The organism is Pseudomonas gessardii (genome assembly GCF_001983165.1).
GTDB lineage: Bacteria > Pseudomonadota > Gammaproteobacteria > Pseudomonadales > Pseudomonadaceae > Aquipseudomonas > Aquipseudomonas gessardii.
The window spans coordinates 94,752-115,217 of sequence record NZ_MNPU01000017.1 but is presented as its reverse complement, the minus strand read 5'-3'; the positions used below and the strand labels follow the sequence as shown (position 1 = coordinate 115,217).

General features: G+C 64.1%; 21 protein-coding genes and 1 pseudogene. All 22 read left to right on the top strand.

The window, feature by feature from the left end; all coding sequences use genetic code 11:
* Positions 1 to 120: pseudogene (locus tag BLL38_RS30550) on the top strand (IS30 family transposase); the annotation flags it as partial.
* Positions 121 to 395: 275 nt separating this feature from the next.
* Positions 396 to 1,232 carry an ABC transporter ATP-binding protein gene (locus BLL38_RS14230; protein WP_076963117.1) on the top strand — a complete coding sequence of 279 codons (837 nt, stop codon included), beginning with the start codon at positions 396 to 398 and terminating at the stop codon, positions 1,230 to 1,232.
* A gap of 39 nt (positions 1,233 to 1,271) precedes the next feature.
* Complete coding sequence (locus tag BLL38_RS14225; protein ID WP_076963116.1) at positions 1,272 to 2,279, top strand: ABC transporter substrate-binding protein; 1,008 nt, start codon at positions 1,272 to 1,274, stop codon at positions 2,277 to 2,279.
* Complete coding sequence (locus BLL38_RS14220) at positions 2,276 to 3,049, top strand: ABC transporter permease (protein ID WP_076963115.1); 774 nt, start codon at positions 2,276 to 2,278, stop codon at positions 3,047 to 3,049. Before BLL38_RS14225 ends, BLL38_RS14220 begins: the two co-directional genes overlap by 4 nt.
* Positions 3,049 to 3,813 carry an SDR family oxidoreductase gene (locus tag BLL38_RS14215; protein WP_090413059.1) on the top strand — a complete coding sequence of 255 codons (765 nt, stop codon included), beginning with the start codon at positions 3,049 to 3,051 and terminating at the stop codon, positions 3,811 to 3,813. The genes BLL38_RS14220 and BLL38_RS14215 overlap by 1 nt, the downstream gene beginning before the upstream one ends.
* A gap of 13 nt (positions 3,814 to 3,826) precedes the next feature.
* Positions 3,827 to 4,366: a cupin domain-containing protein gene (locus BLL38_RS14210; RefSeq protein WP_029289969.1), complete on the top strand. Its 540-nt coding sequence runs from the start codon at positions 3,827 to 3,829 to the stop codon at positions 4,364 to 4,366.
* 4 nt (positions 4,367 to 4,370) lie between these two features.
* Complete coding sequence (locus BLL38_RS14205; RefSeq protein WP_076963113.1) at positions 4,371 to 5,249, top strand: alpha/beta fold hydrolase; 879 nt, start codon at positions 4,371 to 4,373, stop codon at positions 5,247 to 5,249.
* Positions 5,246 to 6,079 carry an IclR family transcriptional regulator gene (locus BLL38_RS14200; protein ID WP_076963112.1) on the top strand — a complete coding sequence of 278 codons (834 nt, stop codon included), beginning with the start codon at positions 5,246 to 5,248 and terminating at the stop codon, positions 6,077 to 6,079. The genes BLL38_RS14205 and BLL38_RS14200 overlap by 4 nt, the downstream gene beginning before the upstream one ends.
* 1 nt (position 6,080) lies before the next feature.
* Positions 6,081 to 6,878, top strand: coding sequence for an SDR family oxidoreductase (locus BLL38_RS14195; RefSeq protein ID WP_076963111.1), 798 nt, complete (start codon positions 6,081 to 6,083; stop codon positions 6,876 to 6,878).
* Positions 6,871 to 8,553 carry a thiamine pyrophosphate-binding protein gene (locus tag BLL38_RS14190; protein WP_076963110.1) on the top strand — a complete coding sequence of 561 codons (1,683 nt, stop codon included), beginning with the start codon at positions 6,871 to 6,873 and terminating at the stop codon, positions 8,551 to 8,553. Before BLL38_RS14195 ends, BLL38_RS14190 begins: the two co-directional genes overlap by 8 nt.
* A gap of 10 nt (positions 8,554 to 8,563) precedes the next feature.
* Complete coding sequence (locus BLL38_RS14185; protein WP_076963109.1) at positions 8,564 to 9,367, top strand: aspartate dehydrogenase; 804 nt, start codon at positions 8,564 to 8,566, stop codon at positions 9,365 to 9,367.
* A gap of 10 nt (positions 9,368 to 9,377) precedes the next feature.
* Positions 9,378 to 10,871 carry an aldehyde dehydrogenase gene (locus BLL38_RS14180; RefSeq protein ID WP_076963108.1) on the top strand — a complete coding sequence of 498 codons (1,494 nt, stop codon included), beginning with the start codon at positions 9,378 to 9,380 and terminating at the stop codon, positions 10,869 to 10,871.
* Positions 10,871 to 11,836, top strand: coding sequence for a VOC family protein (locus BLL38_RS14175; RefSeq protein WP_076963107.1), 966 nt, complete (start codon positions 10,871 to 10,873; stop codon positions 11,834 to 11,836). Before BLL38_RS14180 ends, BLL38_RS14175 begins: the two co-directional genes overlap by 1 nt.
* 13 nt (positions 11,837 to 11,849) lie before the next feature.
* A complete protein-coding gene (locus BLL38_RS14170; protein WP_076963106.1) occupies positions 11,850 to 12,992 on the top strand; it encodes an FAD-dependent monooxygenase in 1,143 nt (380 codons plus the stop codon).
* A 2-nt stretch (positions 12,993 to 12,994) separates the two neighbouring features.
* Positions 12,995 to 13,312 (top strand): hypothetical protein, encoded by a 318-nt coding sequence (locus tag BLL38_RS14165; protein ID WP_075122335.1) that lies wholly within the window; start codon positions 12,995 to 12,997, stop codon positions 13,310 to 13,312.
* A gap of 1 nt (position 13,313) precedes the next feature.
* Positions 13,314 to 13,541, top strand: a complete 228-nt coding sequence (locus BLL38_RS14160; RefSeq protein ID WP_029289990.1) for a recombinase-like helix-turn-helix domain-containing protein — start codon at positions 13,314 to 13,316, stop codon at positions 13,539 to 13,541.
* A gap of 21 nt (positions 13,542 to 13,562) precedes the next feature.
* Positions 13,563 to 14,597 carry an aromatic ring-hydroxylating oxygenase subunit alpha gene (locus BLL38_RS14155; protein ID WP_076963105.1) on the top strand — a complete coding sequence of 345 codons (1,035 nt, stop codon included), beginning with the start codon at positions 13,563 to 13,565 and terminating at the stop codon, positions 14,595 to 14,597.
* Complete coding sequence (locus BLL38_RS14150; protein WP_076963104.1) at positions 14,594 to 15,001, top strand: Rid family hydrolase; 408 nt, start codon at positions 14,594 to 14,596, stop codon at positions 14,999 to 15,001. Before BLL38_RS14155 ends, BLL38_RS14150 begins: the two co-directional genes overlap by 4 nt.
* Positions 14,994 to 15,953, top strand: coding sequence for a PDR/VanB family oxidoreductase (locus BLL38_RS14145; RefSeq protein ID WP_076963103.1), 960 nt, complete (start codon positions 14,994 to 14,996; stop codon positions 15,951 to 15,953). The genes BLL38_RS14150 and BLL38_RS14145 overlap by 8 nt, the downstream gene beginning before the upstream one ends.
* 385 nt (positions 15,954 to 16,338) lie before the next feature.
* Positions 16,339 to 17,565, top strand: a complete 1,227-nt coding sequence (locus BLL38_RS14140; protein ID WP_076963102.1) for a hypothetical protein — start codon at positions 16,339 to 16,341, stop codon at positions 17,563 to 17,565.
* A gap of 360 nt (positions 17,566 to 17,925) precedes the next feature.
* Entirely contained in the window at positions 17,926 to 19,377 is a 1,452-nt protein-coding gene (locus BLL38_RS14135) for an alanine/glycine:cation symporter family protein (RefSeq protein WP_076963101.1), read from the top strand.
* A gap of 77 nt (positions 19,378 to 19,454) precedes the next feature.
* On the top strand, positions 19,455 to 20,432 hold the full coding sequence (locus tag BLL38_RS14130; RefSeq protein ID WP_076963100.1) for an asparaginase: 978 nt from the start codon (positions 19,455 to 19,457) through the stop codon (positions 20,430 to 20,432).
* Positions 20,433 to 20,466: the final 34 nt, after the last annotated feature.

Here is a 20,466-nt window from a genome sequence, read left to right as displayed (position 1 = left end):
CTGACCGTCGAAGCCGTCAATCGGACAGTAGCGAGGATCAATCTACGCCCGCGCAAGCGCTTGGGCTGGAAGACGCCGTACGAAGTGCATACAGGGGTGAGCGTTGCACTTATGTGTTGAATTCAGGCTTTCATAACTCCCCCGCGTTACCTGAAAAAGCACCAACTCCTCGCAACTTCCCATTACATGCCCGGGCGTGTGCAATTTCGTGCCATATAAGAACCAACGTTTTATATATGAAACATTAAAACTTTATCAAATTAAACCTAACCCACTAATAACAAAGAATATTTTCTGAAAGCCCGTAGGAAATAAGTCACTGGCATTGTTCATGCACTAAACGTCGTATCACCTATAAAACAGACCAGAGTACCTTCCTGATGGCTGTGAAAGAGATGTACGCCGTAACGCCCCAATGGAATAACCAAGCTCTCAGGGAAGAGCTGGAGCCGACTGAAATTGAATTTCGCAATGTCGGTAAATGTTTCCCGGCCAAGGGTAAAGCGCACGCGCCCTTCGCCATTCGCGAGGTGAACTTCAAGATTCGCCGGGGTGAAGTGGTGTCGATCATCGGCCCTTCCGGTTGCGGCAAAAGCACCATTCTCAATATGGGCTCGGGCTTGTACCGCCCCAGCGAAGGGGAAGTGTTCGTCGGTGGCAAGCCGGTCACCGGGCCGGTGCCGCAGGTTGCGTTCATGCTGCAAAAGGACCTGTTGATGCCCTGGCGCAGCATCCGCCGCAACGTCGAACTGGGCCTGGAGATCCAGGGCGTGGCGGCCGCCACCCGGCAGAAGGTGGCCCTGGACCTGCTCGAGCGCTGCCACCTCAATGGCTACGCCGATCACTACCCGTTCCAGTTGTCTGGCGGCATGCGCCAGCGCGCCGCCCTGGCCCGCACCCTGGCCATCGATCCGCAGGTGCTGTTCCTCGACGAGCCGTTCTCGGCCCTCGATGCCCAAACCAAGATGATCCTGCAACAGGACATGGCGCGGATGCTGTTCGACGAAAAGAAGACCGCGCTGTTTATCACTCACGACCTGATCGAAGGCATCGCCATGTCCGACCGCTTGCTGGTCATGAGCGCCCGCCCCGGCACGATCATCGAGGAAATCAGTATCGACCTGCCGTTTCGCGACAACCCCCTGGAGCGCCGCAAGCTGCCGGAAATCGGCCCGCTGGTCGGCCGCCTGATGGAGTTGCTCCAGGTCGGCGCCGACACCGAACTGCACTGATCACCGCCCTTGCGGCCCCCAACCGATTCCGGAGTCCCCATGCTCAAGTCTCTGTTTCAACGTCTTTGCGCCCTCAGCCTGGGCCTCGGCATGGCCTGTGCCGCCCAGGCGCAGCCGACCAAGGTCACCTACCTGCTGCCGGCGCCGCCCAACTCGCCTGCGTTCGCACCGTGGATCATCGCCAAGGAAAAGGGCTACTACACCGCCCAGGACCTGGACCTGACCTTTATCGCCGCCAAAGGTGGCGTGGATGTGGCCAAGCAGATCGGCGCCGGTAACGCATTGATCGGCGGGGCCATCGGCGACACGCCGATTGTGGTGCGGGCCAATGGCATCCCGGTGCGCGCCGTGGCGGTGCTGGGCGATGGCGGAGTGACGATGATCGCCACCAACGCCAAGGACAACATCAACAGCATCAGCGACCTCAAGGGCAAGACCCTGACGGTGATGTCGTACTCCGACACCACCTACTACGCCCTGCTCGCCTCGCTGCGCAAAGCCGGGCTGGGCAAGAACGACGTGAACATCCAGGCCGCCGGCCCGGCCGGGGTCTGGCAGTTGTTCTCCGCCAACAAGGCCCAGGCCATGGCGGGCGTGCCGGACTGGGTGATCAATGCCGAGGAAGCCGGGGTGCAGATCAAGCTGATCCCCCAGGACCAGATCTTCGAGAGCATGGCCCAGGCGATTCTCGCCTCGGACGCCGCGATCAAGAACCAGCCACAGATTGTGCGTGGCGTGGTGCAGGGCACCCTGCAAGGCATGCGCGACATCATCCAGGACCCGCGCGCCGCCGCCGTGACCTTCGCCAAGGCGGTGCCGGCCTATGCCGGCAAGGAAGACTCGCTGGAGAAGATCTTCAAGCTCTACATCGAACACGTCTACGCCAGGCAGGCCGTGCTCGGGCGCATCGACCCACAGCACCTGGACAAGGTCCGCCAGTTCTATGTCAGCGAAGGCATCGTCACCCAGGCGACCGCGCTTGAGGAGCTCTTTACCAACCAATTCGTCGACAGCCCGGTCGGGGACATTGAGGAACGCACACAATGAAAAACAACAACTCCGTGCTCGGTAGCGTCGCGCTGCTGATCCTGTTCCTGGTGCTGTGGCAATGGGGCCCCGGCCTGCTCGGCATGCCCGAGTTCGTCATGCCCAAACTCAGCCGTGTGGCCCAGGAAGGCCTGGTGATGTGGCAAACCGGCGGCCTGCTGCAACACACCCTGATCACCGCCCTGGAGATCGTCGTCGGCTTCGCCCTCGGCGCCCTGCTGGGGGTGATGATCGGCGTGTCCCTGGGCCTGTCGCCGGCGGCCGAAGCCATGTTGTCGCCGTACATCCTGGCCTTGCAGATTGCCCCCAAAGTCGCCTTCGCGCCGCTGTTCGTGATGTGGCTGGGCTACACCATCTACCCGAAGATTTTGATCGCGATCCTGATCGTGTTCTTCCCGGTGATGATCAACGTGCTCTCGGCGATCCGCACCGTCGACCCGGACATGATCAACCTGGTCCGCACCATGAACGCCAGCCGCTGGCAGATCTTCCGCCTGGTGGAGTTCCCGTCGGCCATGGCCGCGCTGTTTTCCGGCCTGCGCATCGCCTCGACCCTGGCCGTGATCGGCGTCACCGTCGGTGAGCTGGTCGGTGGCAACCAGGGCCTGGGCTTCTTGCTGGTAGACGCCGAGGGCCAGGGCAATACCGCCGGGGTGTTCGTCGCCATTGTGGCGCTGACCCTGATTGGGGTGATCGCCTACGGCGCAGTGGTGTGGGCAGAAAAACGCGTCCTGCACTACATGCCCAAAGCCATGTTGAGCACCCAATGATGAGCCGCCATGACCTTTTGCTTGCAGGCCGCCGCGTGCTGGTCACCGGTGGCGCCCGGGGCCTGGGCTATGCCTTTGCCCAGGCCATCGGCCAGGCCGGTGCGCGGGTGGTGATTGCCGATGTGCTGCACGAACGTGTGCAGCAGGCCGCCGGTGAACTGCGGGCGCTGGGCCTGGACGTGCAGGCCGTGGCTGTCGACCTGGCGCAACCCGCGTCGATCCAGGCCTGTGTCGACGCGACGATCGGCCTGCTGGGCGGCCTCGATGGCCTGGTGAACAACGCCTCGATCACCAACTCCGGGGGCAAGGGCTGCGAAGAGCTGAGCATCGACACCTGGGACCAGGTGATGCAGGTCAACGTGCGCGGCACCTGGCTGATGACCACCGCCTGCCTGCCGGCCCTGCGCGCCAGCGGCCAGGGCGCCATCGTCAACCTGGCCTCGGACACCCCGCTGTGGGGCGCGCCGAACCTGTTGGCCTACGTGGCCAGCAAGGGCGCGATCATCGCCATGACCCGCAGCCTGGCGCGGGAACTGGGCAGCAGCAACATCACCGTCAACGCCATCGCCCCCGGCCTGGTGCTGGTGGAAGCCACCGCCTACGTGCCCGAGGCGCGCCACCGTTTGTACAACGACCAACGGGCCCTGCAACGCCCGCAATTGCCCGAAGACGTCAGCGGCGCCGTGCTGTTCGCGCTGTCCGACCTTGCCCGCTTTATCACTGGACAAACCCTGCCGGTCAACGGCGGGTTCGTCATGCCTTGATCTGGAGACTGTCATGACTGATCTATCTGCCCAAAACGACACCCCCAAAAGCTGGGACCGCCCTGCCGGCGCCAGCCTGGAAAGCTGGATGAGCACGCGCATCGCCCGCTACGAGACGCGCAAGTACGACTGGGATGCCCTGAAGTTCCAGGCCGACTACGACCCCAAGTTCCGCCGCGCGCAAATGCGCTACATCGGCACTGGCGGCACCGGCATCAGCACCGACATGAACACCATCCCGTCGGAGCACTTCACCTTTTCCACCATGGTTATCCCCGCCGGTCACGAAGGCCCGCCGCACCTGCACATTGACGTCGAAGAAGTGTTTTTCGTGCTGCGCGGCAAACTCAAGGTGGTACTGGAAAAGGACGGCGAGCGTTTTGAAACCATCCTCACCGACCGCGACGTGATTTCCGTGCCGCCGGGGGTGTACCGCGAAGAGATCAACATCGGCGACGAAGACGCGCTGATGTGCGTGATGCTCGGCGCGAAAAAGCCGATCACCCCGACCTATCCGCCAGAGCACCCTCTGGCCTCGATCAAGCGCGGGTAAGCCCATGTTGCCAGGACTCACGCAAGCCGCGCCGACGGCCGACCTGCAAGCCCAACTGCAGCGCGATTTCCCCCAGCAATGGGTCGCGTCAGCGGGTGGCCAGCAGGCCCTGCGCGAATGCGGCACCGGGCCGGCGGTGGTGCTGCTGCACGGCATCGGCTCCGGGGCGGCGTCCTGGCTGCAGGTGGCACAGCACCTGGCGGCCCAGGCGCGGATTATCGCCTGGGACGCCCCCGGCTATGGCGACTCCAGCCCCCTGGAATCGCAAGTACCCAAGGCCGAGCAATACGCCGCGCGCCTGGTGCAGATGCTCGATGCGCTGCAGGTGAATGAGTGCGTGCTGGTCGGCCATTCCCTGGGCGCGCTGACCGCCCTGGCCTTGGCCCGCAGTGCCCAGGCCCAGCGCGTAAGCCGCCTGGTGCTGATCAGCCCGGCCCGCGGCTATGGCGCACCTGAGCGCAGCCAGCAGCGCCAGCAAGTGCGCCAGCAACGCCTGGACAACCTGCAACGCCTGGGCATCGCCGGCCTGGCCGCACAACGCAGCGCCCATATGCTCTCGCCCCATGCCCAGCCCGAAGCCTTGGCCTGGGTGCACTGGAACATGGCACGCCTGAACCCGCTGGGTTATCGCCAGGCCATCGAATTGCTGTGCGGCGACGACTTGCTGCGCCACGGCCAACCGGCAATGCCCTGCGAGGTGCATTGCGGCGAAGCCGACGCCATCACCACGCCCGACACCTGCCTGGGCGTAGCCAAGGCCCTGGGTGCCAGCTTCAACCTGATCGCCGACGCCGGCCATGCCAGCCCCATCGAACAACCGCTGGTGGTTGCCGGTCGCCTGGCCTACGCCCTCAAACAATCCCTGACAGGTAGAACCCTATGAACGACTCAGATCTGCTGAAGGACGCCCAGGATAAATACATCGTGCCGGGCCTGGAGCGCGGCTTGCTGCTGCTGTGCGAGTTCAGCCGGCGCAACCGCACCCTGACCGCGCCGGAACTGGCACGGCGCCTGGCGCTGCCGCGCTCGACCATTTTCCGCCTGCTGACCACCCTGGAAACCATGGGCTTCGTCACCCGCAGCGGCAACGAATACCGCCTGGGCATGTCGGTGCTGCGCCTGGGCTTCGAGTACCTGGCGTCGCTGGAGCTGACCGAACTCGGCCAGCCACTGCTGGCCCGTTTGTGCGACCGGGTTAACTACCCCAGCAACCTGGTGGTGCGCGACGGGCGTTCCATCGTGTACGTGGCCAAGGTCTCGCCGCCTTCGGTGTTCTCCAACGCGGTCAACGTCGGCACCCGTTTGCCGGCCCATGCCACGGTGCTGGGGCGCATCCTCCTCGAAGAGCTGTCACTGGCCGAACTGCGCGAGCTGTACCCCGAAGAGCACCTGGAACAGCACTCCCACTGCACGCCAAAAACCGTGATGGAGCTGTTCGACATGCTCCAGGCCGATCGCCAGCGCGGCTTTGTCAGCGGCGAAGGGTTCTTTGAGTCGGCGATTTCCACAGTGGCCGCGCCCGTGCGCGACCAGAGCGGCGGCATCGTGGCGGCCCTTGGCGTGACTATCCCCACCACGCAGATCGGTCATGTGAATTTTGAAGAGCTGCTGAACCAAGTGCGGCGCAGCGCAGACGAGCTGTCGCGCCTGCTCAATTACAACGGCGGCGCCCACAGCGGCCAGCCTCGCGTCACTGCCTTGATGAGAGATTGAGATGAGCCTTTATTCATTGCAGGGCCGCACCGCAATCGTCACCGGAGGCTCCTCGGGCATTGGCCTGGCGTGCGTCGAGCTGCTGCTGGAAGCCGGCGCCGCCGTTGCGTTCTGCGGCCGCGATGCAGAGCGCCTGCGCCGTGCCGAAAGCGACCTGCGCCAGCGTTTCCCCCAAGGCCGGCTGCTGGCCCAGGTGTGCGATGTGCTCGATGGCGAAGCGGTCAACGCCTTTGCCAGCGCCAGCCAGGCCGCGCTGGGCGCCGCCAGCGTGCTGATCAACAACGCCGGGCAAGGCCGGGTCTCGACCTTTGCCGACACCACCGACAGCGCCTGGACCGCAGAGTTGAACCTGAAGTTTTTTTCGGTGATCAACCCGGTCCGCGCCTTCAAGCCGCAACTGCAACACCAGGCCGATGCCGCCATCGTCTGCGTCAACTCGCTGCTGGCCAGCCAGCCGGAACCGCACATGGTCGCCACTTCGGCCGCCCGCGCCGGGGTCAAGAACCTGGTGAGCTCGATGGCCACCGAATTCGCCCCGCAAGGCATCCGCGTCAACGGCATCCTGATTGGCCTGGTGGAGTCCGGGCAATGGCGCCGCCGCTTCGAGGCGCGTGAAGAACGCGACCTCGACTGGGCGCAATGGACCGCCCGCCTGGCCCAACAAAAACATATTCCCCTGGGGCGCCTGGGCCTGCCGATTGAAGCGGCCCGCGCGATCCTGTTTCTGGCCTCGCCTCTGTCGGCTTACACCACAGGCAGCCATATCGATGTCTCTGGAGGCCTGTCCCGCCATGCGTAATGAAAACACTGTCACCGTGGGCGCTGCCATCACCGCCTTTCTCGAACAATGCGACGTCAAGGCCGTGTTTGGCGTGATCTCGATCCACAACATGCCGATCCTCGATGCCTTCGCCGTGCGCGGCAATATCCGCTTCGTCATGGCCCGGGGTGAAGCCGGCGCCGCCAACATGGCCGACGCCTATGCCCGCACCACCGGCGGTCTGGGCGTGTGCCTGACCTCCACCGGCACCGCCGCCGGCAATGCCGCGGGCGCCATGGTTGAAGCACAGACCGCCGGCACCCCGCTGCTGCACATCACCGGGCAGATCGAGACGCCATACCTGGACCAGGAACTGGCGTATATCCACGAAGCCCGCGACCAGTTGAACATGCTCAAGGCCGTGTCCAAGGCCGCCTTCCGCGTGCGCAGCGTCGAGACCGCCATCAGCACCCTGAAGCTCGCGGTGCAGACCGCCCTCACCGCGCCCACCGGCCCGGTCAGCGTCGAGATCCCGATCGATATCCAGTCGACCTTTATCCCCATGCCCACCGACCTGTCGCCACTGCCGATCCCGGTGGCCGTGCCGCCGCCGGAAGCCCTGGACTTGGTAGCCGAACGCCTGGCCAGTGCCAAGCGCCCGATGCTCTGGCTCGGTGGCGGCGCACGGCATGCCGGGGCGCAGGTCAAGCGCCTGCTGGCGATGGGCGTGGGGGTAATCACCTCGACCCAGGGCCGTGGCGTGGTCAATGAAGACGACGAGCGTTGCCTGGGGGCCTTTTCGCAAAACAAGCGGGTCGAGCAGTTCCTGCAAACTTGCGATGCCCTGCTGATCGCCGGGTCGCGCCTGCGCAGCAACGAGACCTTCAAGTACGCACTCAAGCTGCCGCAGAACACCCTGCGCATCGACGCCAACCCGGCCATCGAAGGCCGCAGCTATGCCAGCGAGCTGTTTATCTGCGGCGATACGGCCCTGGCCCTGGACGGCCTGGCTGACCGCCTGGAAGGCCGCCTGCACACCGATCCGCAGTTCCTCAGCGAACTCAAGGCCGTGCGCGAGCAATCGCGCAACCAACTGGTGGCGGACCTGGGCCCGTACTCGGCGATGGTCGAACAATTGCAGGCCAGCACCGGGCGCAACTTCTCCTGGGTGCGCGATGTGACCCTGTCCAACAGCATCTGGGGCAACCGTCTGCTCAACCTGTACCACCCACGCGCCGGGGTTCACGCCTTGGGCGGCGGTATTGGCCAAGGCCTGGCGATGGGCATCGGGGCAGCGGTGGCAGCCGCTGAAACCGCGCCCGAGCGCAAAGTGTTCGCCCTGGCGGGCGATGGCGGTTTCATCCTCAACCTGGGTGAGCTGGCGACCCTGGTCCAGGAGCGCGCCAACCTGGTGATCCTGCTGATGAACGACCAGCGCTATGGGGTCATCCGCAATATCCAGGACGCGGTCTACGGCAGCCGGCATTGCTATGTCGACCTGCACACCCCGGACTACACCAAGCTCGCCGAATCCATGGGCCTGCGCCATGGCCTGGTCACCGACCTCAAGGATTTCGGCAAGGTGGTCGACAGCGCCTTGAGCCAGCCCGGCCCGTTCCTGCTGGAAGTGGACATGCTCAGCGTGGGCAATTTCGCCACCCAGTTCGCCGGCCCGCCCAACAGCGAAACCAAAGCCCAGAAGGCCACCGCCTGAGGATCGTCGCATGCTGCATATCACCATGATCGGCTGCGGCGCCATTGGCGTCGGCGTGCTGGAGTTGCTGGAGAACGATCCACAGTTATGCGTGGATTACGTCATTGCCTCCGAGGGCTCCGAAGCCCTGGTGCGCCAGCGCCTGGCCAGTTTCAAGCAACCGCCGCAGGTGCTCACCGCCTTGCCCGCCGACGCCCGCCCGGATTTGCTGGTGGAGTGCGCCGGTCACCGCGCTATCGAGGAACATGTGCTGCCGGCCCTGGAGCGTGGGATTGCCTGCCTGATTGTCTCGGTCGGCGCCTTGTCTGAAGTGGGTCTGGTCGAGCGCCTGGAAGCAGCCGCCGAGCGCGGCAAGACCCGCATCGAGCTGCTGCCCGGGGCCATTGGCGGTATTGATGCGTTGTCGGCGGCCAAGGTCGGCGGCCTGGACTCGGTCAACTACACCGGGCGCAAGCCGGCCCGGGCCTGGAAGAACACCCCCGGCGAGCAGGCCTGCGATCTGGATTCCATCAGCCAAGCCACGGTGATCTTCCAGGGCAGCGCCCGCGAAGCGGCGCGGCTGTACCCGAAAAATGCCAACGTCGCCGCCACCCTGTCCCTGGCCGGGCTGGGCCTGGATCGCACCCACGTCACGCTGATCGCCGACCCCCACAGCGACGAAAACGTCCACCACTTTGAAGCCTGCGGCGCCTTTGGCCGTTTCGAGTTGAGCCTGCGCGGCAAGCCGCTGTTGGCCAACCCCAAGACCTCGGCGCTGACCGTGTACAGCGTGGTGCGTGCGCTGGGCAACCACGCCCATGCCATCTCAATTTAGGAGCCCGTCGATGACTCTCGAACAGACTTTACCGATCTGCATCGCCGGCCACTGGCGCCTGGGCCGTGGCGAGCGCTATGCCAGCCGCTACCCGGCCACCGGCGAGGCCGTGGCCTGGCTCAATGCCGCCGACTTGCAGGATGTGGAAGACGCCATCCAGGGCGCGCACCAGGCCTTCCTGCACAGCGGCTGGGCCCAGCGCAAACCCCATGAGCGGGCCGGTGTGCTGTACCGCATCGCCGAGCTGATCCGCCGGCACAGTGAAGAACTGGCGCAGCTGCAACGCCAGGACAACGGCAAGCCGATCAATGAAACCCGCGCGCTGGTGGCCAGTGCGGCCGGCACCTTCCAGTTCTTCGCCGCCGCCTGCGAAACCCTGGAAGAAACCATCACCCCCTCGCGCGGCGATTTCGTCAGCATGAGCGTGTATGAGCCGATGGGCGTGGTCGCCGCGATCACCCCGTGGAACTCGCCGATTGCCAGCGAGGCGCAGAAGGTCGCGCCAGCCCTGGCCGCGGGCAATGCGGTGGTGATCAAGCCCGCGGAAATCACCCCGCTGCTGGCCCTGCGCCTGGCGCGTCTGTGCGAAGAGGCCGGCCTGCCCAAGGGCCTGATCAGCGTGCTGCCGGGCAAGGGCTCGCTGCTCGGTGATGCGCTGACCCGCCACCCGCTGGTCAAGCGCGTGTCGTTCACCGGCGGCACCCGCACTGGCAAGCACATCGCCCATATCGCCGCCGACAAGATGATGCCGGTGTCTTTGGAGCTGGGCGGCAAGTCGCCGACCATCGTCCTGGATGACGCCGACCTCGACCACGCGGTGGCGGGCGTGCTCTACGGCATCTTCAGCTCTTCTGGCGAGGCCTGTATTGCCGGCTCGCGGCTGTTTGTGGCGCGCGCCCTGTACGAACCCTTTATGCAGCGCCTGGTGGCCGCCGCCGCGAACCTGCACCTGGGCGACCCGGCCGACGAAAACACCCAGATGGGCCCGCTGATCAGCGCCAGCCATCGTGAATCGGTGGAGCGCTACGTTGCCCTCGGCCTGGCCGAAGGCGGGCGCCTGCGCCTGGGCGGGCAGCGCCCCAGCGGTGGTCTGTATGACCAGGGCTACTTCTACCCGCCGACCATCCTCGAAGGCCTGCACAACCAACAACAGGTGTGCCAGGAAGAAATCTTCGGCCCGGTGCTGGTGGCCATGCCCTTCGACGACGAAGCGCAATTGCTGGAGCAGGCCAACGACAGCCTGTACGCCCTCGCGGCTGGCATCTGGAGCCGTGACTACAAGCGCGCCTGGGCCCTGGGCCGGCGCTTGCAGGCCGGCACGGTGTGGATCAACACCTACAAACAGTTCTCGATTTCCACGCCGTTCGGCGGTTGGCGCGACAGCGGCCTGGGCCGCGAAAAAGGCCGCCTGGGGATCCTGCAATACATGGAACAAAAGAGCCTCTACTGGGGCATGAACCAACAGCCACTGGCCTGGGCCGGTGTGCCACACGAGGTAGCGTGATGAGCGTTTTAGGTATTGATGAAGTCACCTATGGCGTCGAGGACCTCGACACCTGCGTGCGTTTTTTCAGCGACTGGGGCCTGACCCAGGTCAGCGCGCAACCCGATGAGGTGATCTTCGAGACCCTCAACGGCTGCCGCGTAGTGCTCGCCGACCTGAACAAACCTAGCCTGCCGCCCGCCATCGAGGCCGGCTCGACCGTGCGCGAAGTGGTGTGGGGCGTGGCCGACGCGGCCGACCTTGCGCTGTACGCCGAACGCATCGCCAACGACCCGGGGTTTGTCGAGGGCAACGGGCGCATCGGCTGCACCGACCCCAACGGCTTGGCGATCCGCCTGCAAGTGACGCGCAAGCGTGAGCTGGAGATTGAATGCAGCGGCCACAACACCTGGCAGACCAAGGGCCGGATCAACAAAGCGGCGCCGATCTACGAACGCGCCACGCCGATTGAAGTCGGCCACGTGGTGTTTTTCGTCAAGGACGTGAACGCTTGCGAGGCCTTCTACCACGAGCGTTTCGGCTTCCAGGCCTCGGACCGCTACCCGGATCGCGGCGCGTTCTTGCGCACCGCCGAGGAAGGCGGCCACCACGACCTGTTCATGCTGCAACTGCCGGCGCCACGGGCCGGCCTGAACCATGTGGCCTTTACCGTGCGCGATGTACACGAGGTGTTTGGCGGCGGCATGCATGTGTCCCGCAGCGGCTGGCCGACCGAGATCGGCCCGGGGCGCCACCCGGTGTCGTCGGCGTTTTTCTGGTACTTCAAAAACCCGGCCGGCGCGCTGGTGGAGTACTACGCCGACGAAGACCAACTGACCGGCGAATGGCAGCCACGCACCTTTGAACCGGGGCCCACGGTGTTCGCCGAATGGGCGATTGCCGGCGGTATCGACGGCAATACCCGGCGCCAGCAACACGTCGAGGCGCCGCAAGGCAAGTTCCTCACCGACAAACCGAAACCTTGAGCAGGAGTCGCCCATGCCTTCCTTAAATATTGCTATCGCCGGCGCCGGCATCGGCGGCCTGACCGCCGCGATCGCCCTGCACCGCGCCGGTCACCAGGTCACCGTGTTTGAACAGTCCAAGGCCTTTTTGCGGGTCGGTGCCGACATCAACCTCACCCCCAACGCGGTACGGGCGCTGGATGGCCTGGGCATTGGCGCCGCCGTGCGCATCCCGGCCGCGCGGCCGACCCACCGTATCAGCCGGATGTGGGACAGCGGCGAAGAGACGTCACGCCTGGAAATGTCCGACGCCGCCGAGCAGAAGTACGGCGCCCCGCAACTGACCATCCACCGCGCCGACCTGCTGGCGGCCCTGGCCGAAGTGTTCCCGCTGGAGCAGGTGCAGTTCGCCAAGCGTGCCGAACGGGTCGAGCACACTGACGACGGCATCTGCCTGCATTTCAAGGATGGCAGCCAGCACCACTGTGACGTGCTGATCGGCGCCGACGGTATCCACTCGGTGGTGCGCAACGCACTGTTCGGCGAAGAGCACCCGCGCTTTACCGGGGTGGTGGCGTACCGCGCGGTGGTGCCGGCCGAGCGGGTGGCCCATGTACCGAATATCCAGGCCTTCACCAAATGGTGGGGCCCCAACCCGCAGAGCCAGATCGTTACGTTCCCGCTGAACCAGGGCAAAGATATTTTTATCTTCGCCACCACCGCCCAGGACAGTTGGCACGAAGAGTCGTGGACCAGCGCCGGCGATGCCGACGAGCTGCGCAGCCACTATCAGGCGTTCCACCCCGACGCCCGTGCCCTGCTGGATGCGTGCAGTGATGTGCTCAAGACCGCGTTGTATGAGCGCGACCCGCTGCCGTTCTGGTCCAAGGGCGCGATCACCCTGCTGGGCGATGCGTGCCACCCGATGATGCCGTTCATGGCCCAGGGTGCCGGCCAGGCCATCGAGGATGCGGTGGTGCTCGCCCGTTACCTGCAAGACCTCGACAGCCCGTCCCAGGTCGCAGCTGCCTTGCAGGGCTATCAGCAGGCGCGCCTGGAACGCACCAGCCAGATCCAGATCGGCTCGCGCGGCAACCAGTGGCTCAAGGACGGCGGCAATGCCGATTGGGTCTACGGCTACGACGCCTGGGCCGTGCCCACCGAACGTGCGGCCTGAACATGAACGAGACCTTGCTGGTGACGGTGCTGCTCAAGCACGACCAATCGAAGAACCTGGAAGACATTCAGCGCCATATGAAGCAGCAGGACTGGTGGGAGCGTTTTCCGCCCCAAGGCGTGGAACTGGTGAGCTGGACCGTGGCCATGGGCCTGGGCCAGATCGTCACCCTGCGCTTGCCGCCGAGCCTGCTGCCGGCCCTTAACGTCGAGCTTGAGCGCTCGGCGTGGGGCGTGTTCAGCACTGAAGTTTTCCCGACATACGACTTTATCCCGGTGCGCGAAACCATCCGCGAACGGGTACGCAACGGAGGCCAATGACATGAGCACTACCGAACGTTTCCTCGAACCCCATCAGGCGCGCAAACGGCCCAATACCCAGTTTGAAGAGCTGCTGGGCGACTCCATCGAGCGCGCCTTCGGCAACGGCGTGACTGAGCTTGCGGCGCTGCTCGCCCACCTCAACCTGGCCGGCCCGCCCTGCCCGCTGACCAGCGGCGAGTGGACGGCAGATGCCTATCAAACCCTGATGGCCCGGCTGGGCGAATGACCCGGCAGAAGGAATAGAACAATGACTATGCAAGTGACCGTCGACCCTGTTGAAAACCATCTGGCCAATGGCCTCAAAGACCTGTGGTTCCCGGTATTACCCTCGGACCTGCTGGGTGAAAAGCCAGTATCGGTGCGCCGCCTGGGCTACAAGATCGCCCTGTGGCGCGATAACGATGGCCGCGTACACGCCCTGGAAGACCATTGCCCTCATCGCGGTGCGCCGCTGTCCCAGGGCCCGGTGTTGGGTGATCGCCTGCAATGCCCGTATCACGGCATCGAAGTGCGCTGTGACGGCACCGTGACCAAGGTGCCCGGCAGCCCCGGCTGCAAACTCGAAGGCAGCCGCCCGACCCGCATGTTCCATACCCGCGAAGCGGCAGGCGCGATCTTTTTGTTCAATGCCACCGACCCGCATTTAGCGACCCCGCCGGAACTGGTGCTGCCCGAGCAACTGACCTCGCCGGAGTGGAGCAGCTTCGTCTGCTACACCGAGTGGCAAGGCGACTACCGCTACGTGATCGACAACGTCATGGACCCGATGCACGGCACCTACCTGCACAAGATGTCGCACTCGATGAGTGAAGGCGAAGCCACCGCCAGGTTCGTCACCCGCGACACCGACAACGGGTTCTTCTTCGAGAAGGAAGGCCAGCGCGGGGTGAACTTCGACTGGACCGAATTCATGGACAACGGCTGCCATTGGCTGCGCCTGGAAATCCCCTACCCGAAAACCGGCGGCCCGGGCGGCAACTTCACCATTATCGGCAGCTACACCCCAAGCAGCCGCGCGCTGTCGGCGGTGTTCCACTGGCGTTGCCGGCCGCTGACCGGCTGGCAGCGCGACACCTGGCGCTTCCTCTACAAGAACCGCCTGGAAGCGCGGCACTGGGCCGTGCTGGAGCAGGATCGGGTGCTGCTGGAGTTTATGGAACCGGACGCCAACCAGCGCGAAAACCTCTACCAGCACGACCTGGGCGTGGTGCGTATGCGCCGTTACCTGAAGAACGCGGCCAAGGCCCAGCTTGAACTGATCGACGCGAAGCAACTGCCATGAACCCGGTCGTGGTGGCGCCCGCCGGGGCCAGTTGGTCGAATGCGCTGCTGATCGGCCGCGAGGTGGTGATGTCGGGGATGACCGCACACCCCGCCAGCCGCGAGGCGACCCTGGATTGCTACGCCCAGACCCTGGTGGTGCTGGGCAAGATTCAGGCGCTGGTGACGGCGGCCGGTGGGCATGTGGGCAATATCTACCGGCTGACGGTGTACCTCACCGACATCGCCGACAAGGACCAGGTGGGCCAAGCCCGGCGGGATTTTTTCGCCGGGCAGGCCGTGTTGCCCACGTCCACCCTGGTGGCCGTCAGCGCGCTGGTGTTTCCTGAACTTCGGGTCGAGATCGAGGCCAGTGCCCGGCTCGATGTCGACCTGCGTACCGTCACAGAGGTGAATGATGTCTAAGCCCTCCCTGCTCAACGCCCGCGTGCACACCCTGCGCTATGAAGCCGAAGGCATCATCAGCGTGGAGTTCCGGCCGTTGGGCGATACCGTGTTCCCGCCGTTCGAGGCCGGCTCGCACATCGACCTGCACCTGGCCAACGGCCTGGTGCGCAGTTACTCGCTGCTCAACTCCCCCAGCGACCAGGGGCGCTACACCGTGGGTATCCTGCGCGACCGCAACAGCCGCGGCGGCTCGGAATATGTGCACAGCCAACTGCGGGTCGGCATGGCGCTATCGATCTCGGCGCCGCGCAACAACTTCGCGCTGGACCTGAGCGCCAGCCACAGTGTGCTGGTGGCCGGTGGCATCGGCATTACCCCGATCTACTGCATGTTCCGCCAGTTGCTGGCCCAGGGAAAATCCGCCGAGCTGATCTATTGCGCACGCTCACGCCAGGAAGCGGCGCTGGTGGAGGCCTTGAACGGCCTGGATGCGCGGGTGGTGTACCACTTCAACGACGAAAAAGGCGTACCGCCGGACCTCGCCGCCTACCTCGCCGGCCAGCCTGCGGACACGCACTTCTACTGCTGCGGCCCAACGCCGATGCTGGATGCGTTCGAGGGCACCTGTGAGCGCCTGGGGTATCCCCATGCGCATATCGAGCGCTTTACCGCCGCCGAACTGCCGCCCAGCACAGACGCCCAGAGCCGCTATAGCGTAGAGCTGAAAAAGTCCGGCAAGACGCTGTCGGTGGAGCCCGGCCTGAGCCTGTTGGATGTACTGCTCGAAGCCGGCTGCGACATCGATCACAGCTGCCGCGAGGGGGTGTGCGGCTCCTGTGAAACCCGGGTGGTGGAAGGCCAGATCGACCACCGCGACGGGGTGCTGACCAAGGCCGAGCGCGCGGCGAACACCTCGATGATGGTGTGTGTGTCGGGCTGCAAGAGCCAACGGTTGGTGCTGGACCTCTAGCCCCAATCCTATGTAGGAGCGAGCTTGCTCGCTCCTACAGCGATCTTCGTAAAACACACAAGTGCCCGTTTAATTGGCAGCGTGCAATAAATTCGCACCTATCACGGGCAACTTTGTTACCGCACTTGCGGGTTGTTTCATGGGTTATACAAAATGCTTTGTTTCCCATATAAACAATTGTTTTTAAGCGACTTTTTATTAAATACCAGTAAATAATCCGCCTGGCACACTTCCTGCTCAACTCCTGCGCATCCACTGGTTAAACGGTGTTTCGCCGATAAAACAATAATAGCCAACACTTAAACCCGGTAAGACCCGCTCCCTCCTTAGTTGCCTTTAATGGCAAGCGGGCGAGTGTTGCCGATCACCCGGTATAGAGGTCTCTATGAAGCGTGTCTTGTGTGCAGGATTGATACTTACCAGTTTCAGCAGTTTTGCCGTAGAGCCGGTTCCTTCGGAGCCGGTGCGGGCCAACGCCGCCAATAAACCTTTCCCGCATATTGCCTGGCGCAGTGAGGCCGGCGACAGCAGCCTGGATATCGGCGGCGCGCTGCGCACCAACTATCGCGACGAGCATTGGGACACCACCGAGAACAATGGCCGCTTCCTCTTCGACACGTTCCGCCTGGACGTGCAGGCCACCTACAAGAACCTCTATAGCGATCTCGGCTATTGGTTCCAGGACGACGGCAAGCGCTCCATCGACCGTGGCTTCGTTGGTTATCGGCTCAATGCCCATTCCAACCTGCAACTGGGCGCACCGTTCAAGCCCTTTGGCCTGGAGCCGTATCCGCAATTTGGCTGGAGTTACCACCTGCCGTTTTTCATGGGCTATGCCTCCAGTGCCGGCACCGGCCTCAAGTACAGCTACAAGGACCAGGACTGGGATGTGCAGCTGGGTTTCTTCCCGCGCATGTTGCCCAGCGACATTCGCTATTCGCCTGAGGTCGGGCGCTACGCCGACCTGAAGGGCAATGCGATTGCCGCGATCCAGTCGCGCCAGGACAACGAGAAACGCAACCAGCTCAACGCCCGCGTGGCGCGCACCTTCAACAGCGATGGCTGGAAGACCGAGATCGGCGCCTCGCTGGTCACCGCCCAGCTGTACAACGCTACCACCAGGGACGATGGCGACTATTGGGCCGCTGGCGTACACGCCATCATCAACAAGGGGCTGTGGACCGTTACCAGCCAGGCCATCCGCTACGAGTACGACCCTGAAAACCCCACCGGCGTCAGCAAGGATTCGGTGCTGATGGGCGGCAACGGCCTGACCCCGGCGTACCTGATCGCGTCCAAGGCCAGCCTGGCATCGGTCAACCTCGGCTACGACGTCTACACGCCGACGCTGGGGCAGTTGAAGAAGGTCAAGCTGTACACCGATTACAGTCGGATGATGAAAGACAAGAGTGGCTGGGATGACTCGCAGATGTTCACCGTGGGCGCACAGTTCCTGGCGATGCCGGTGATGGCCTGGGTCGACTTTACCTGGGCGCGCAACGCCAACCCCTACGGCGGCGCGGAGAATGGCAGCGGTTTTACCAACACCCGTTCGGTGGGCAGCAACGAGTGGTATTACCGCACCAACGTGAATATCGGTTACTACTTCTAGCCAGGTGGGAGCTGTCGAGCTTTAGCGAGGCTGCGATGCAGCAAATTCGGTTTCCCAGGTGTACCGAGTTGATCCTATCGCAGCCTCGCTAAAGCTCAACAGCTCCCACATTAGGTCAGTGTGACGCTCGACCATTCCTCGGTCAGTTGCGCTGCTTGCAGACGGCTGGCGCGCAGCTAGGTATAGTGCCGCCCCTCTTCGCATGCACGATCGTCTGCCGCATGCGAACGCCGAACTAATAACAACCCGCGACTTGGAGCCGGGACGAGCCCTCGCCCCACCTATCGTGCTGTCTGCGAAATGGTGTGGCGTCGAGCCGTCCGGCTTTTGCCTTTACAAAAAAACAGCGAGGAATACTCCATGCTAGAAGTCATCAACGACTTCCTCTCAGGAAAAGTACTGATCGTGCTCATTGTCGGGCTCGGTGGTTACTTCACGATCCGCTCGCGTTTCGTTCAGTTTCGTCACTTCTTTCATATGTTCGCGGTGTTTCGCGACAGCCTCAAAAGCAGCGCCGGCCAACTCAGTTCGTTCCAGGCGCTGATGCTCAGCCTGGCCGGACGGGTGGGCGCCGGTAATATCGCCGGGGTCGGCATTGCCGTGACCCTGGGTGGCCCGGGGGCGGTGTTCTGGATGTGGGTCACCGCGCTGGTGGGCATGTCGTCGAGCTTTATCGAGTGCTCCCTGGGCCAGCTCTACAAACGCACCGACGCCGAAGGCACCTACCGTGGCGGCCCGGCCTATTACATCCAGCACGGCCTGCAAAAACGCTGGCTGGGCATGGTCATGGCGTTCCTGCTGCTGGTGACCTTCGGGTTCGCCTTCAACGGCCTGCAAGCCCATGCCGTGACCCACTCGCTGAACAACGCCTTTGGTTTCGACACCACCTACACCGGCCTGGCGCTGGCGGTGTTGCTGGGCCTGGTGTTTATCGGCGGGATCAAGCGCATTGCCTCGATTGCCGACCTGCTGGTGCCGGTCAAGACCCTGGTCTATATCGCCGTGACGATCTACGTGATCGTGCTGCAATTCGACCAGGTGCCGGCCATGCTCGCGACCATCGTCAGGAGCGCCTTTGGCCTCGACCAGGCGTTTGGTGGCCTGGTGGGCAGCGCGATCATCATGGGTGTGAAACGGGGCGTGTTCGCCAACGAAGCAGGCCTGGGCAGCGCGCCCAACGTAGCGGCCGTGGCCTCGGTGGAACACCCGGTCGCCCAGGGTGTGGTGCAGGCGTTCAGCGTGTTCCTCGACACCTTTATCATCTGCACCTGCACGGCGTTGCTGATCCTGCTTTCGGGCTTCTACACCCCGGGCTTTGAAGGCGACGGCATTGCCCTGACCCAGAACTCCCTGGCGGCGGTGGTCGGTGACTGGGGCCGGATGTTTATCTCGGTGGCCCTGGCGTTGTTCGTGTTTACGTCGATCATGTACAACTACTACCTGGGCGAGAGCAACCTGCGCTTTTTGGTGGGCAACAACCGCAAGGTGCTGATCGGTTACCGCGCACTGGTGCTGGTCCTGATTTTCTGGGGTTCGATCGAGAACCTGAGCACGGTGTTCGCCTTCGCCGACATCACCATGACCATGCTGGCGTTCGTCAACCTGTTCGCCCTGGCGTTCCTGTTCAAGATCGCCATGCGCATCCTCAACGACTACGACAACCAGCGCGCGGCGGGCATCAAGACCCCGGTGTTCGACTCCAGCCAGTTCCCGGACCTGGACCTGGACCGCAAGGCCTGGCCGGCCAACCCGGTAAAGCCTGAACCCAGCACTCAAGCCAGCGTAAAACTGAACGCCCAAGTGCAACGCTGAGCGTAGACAGATGACACGCCGCCCGGCCTTGGGCATGCTCTGGGCCCGGCGGCGTTTTTCGTTCAGGAGATTCTTCGATGTCCAAAGCCAATAACATCATGGTGCTCTACACCGGCGGCACCATCGGCATGCAGGCCAGCGCCAACGGCCTGGCGCCCGCTTCGGGTTTTGAAGCGCGCATGCGCGAGCAACTGGCCCACCTGCCGGCGCCAGCCTGGCGCTTTCGGGAAATGTCGCCACTGATCGACAGCGCCAACATGACCCCCGCCTACTGGCAGCGCCTGCGCAGTGCCGTGGTCGAGGCCGTGGACGAGGGCTGCGACGCCGTGCTGATTCTGCATGGCACCGACACCCTGGCCTACAGCGCGGCGGCCATGAGTTTCCAACTGCTGGGCCTACCGGCGCCCGTGGTGTTCACCGGTTCGATGCTGCCGGCCGGGGTGCCCGACAGCGATGCCTGGGAAAACGTCAGCGGCGCCCTGGCGGCGTTGGGCGAAGGCCTGGCAGCGGGGGTGCACCTGTACTTCCACGGCGCACTGATGGCGCCGACCCGTTGTGCGAAGGTCCGCAGTTTTGGCCGCCATCCGTTTGCCGCCTTGCAGCGCAACGGTGGCGTGGCCAAGGCCCAGGCGCTGCCTGCCGCCCTGGACTACCGCCAGCCCAAGGCCCTGGCCAATATCGGTGTACTGCCCCTGGTGCCGGGCATGGGCGCCGGGCAACTGGATGCCCTGCTCGACAGCGGCATCCAGGCGCTGGTGCTCGAATGCTTTGGCAGCGGCACCGGGCCCAGCGATAACCCGGCGTTCCTCGCCAGCCTGCAGCGGGCGCAGGAGCAGGACATCGTGGTGGTGGCAATCACCCAGTGCCATGAAGGCGGAGTGGAACTGGACGTGTATGAAGCGGGCAGCCGCCTGCGGGGTGTTGGGGTGTTGTCGGGGGGAGGGATGACCCGCGAAGCGGCATTCGGCAAGCTCAACGCCTTGCTCGGCGCAGGCCTGGCCAACGCCGAGGTGCGCCGGCTGGTGGAGCTGGACCTGTGCGGCGAGCTGGGCTGAGCCCCCTGCGCCCTACATAATCACCCCCGCCCCT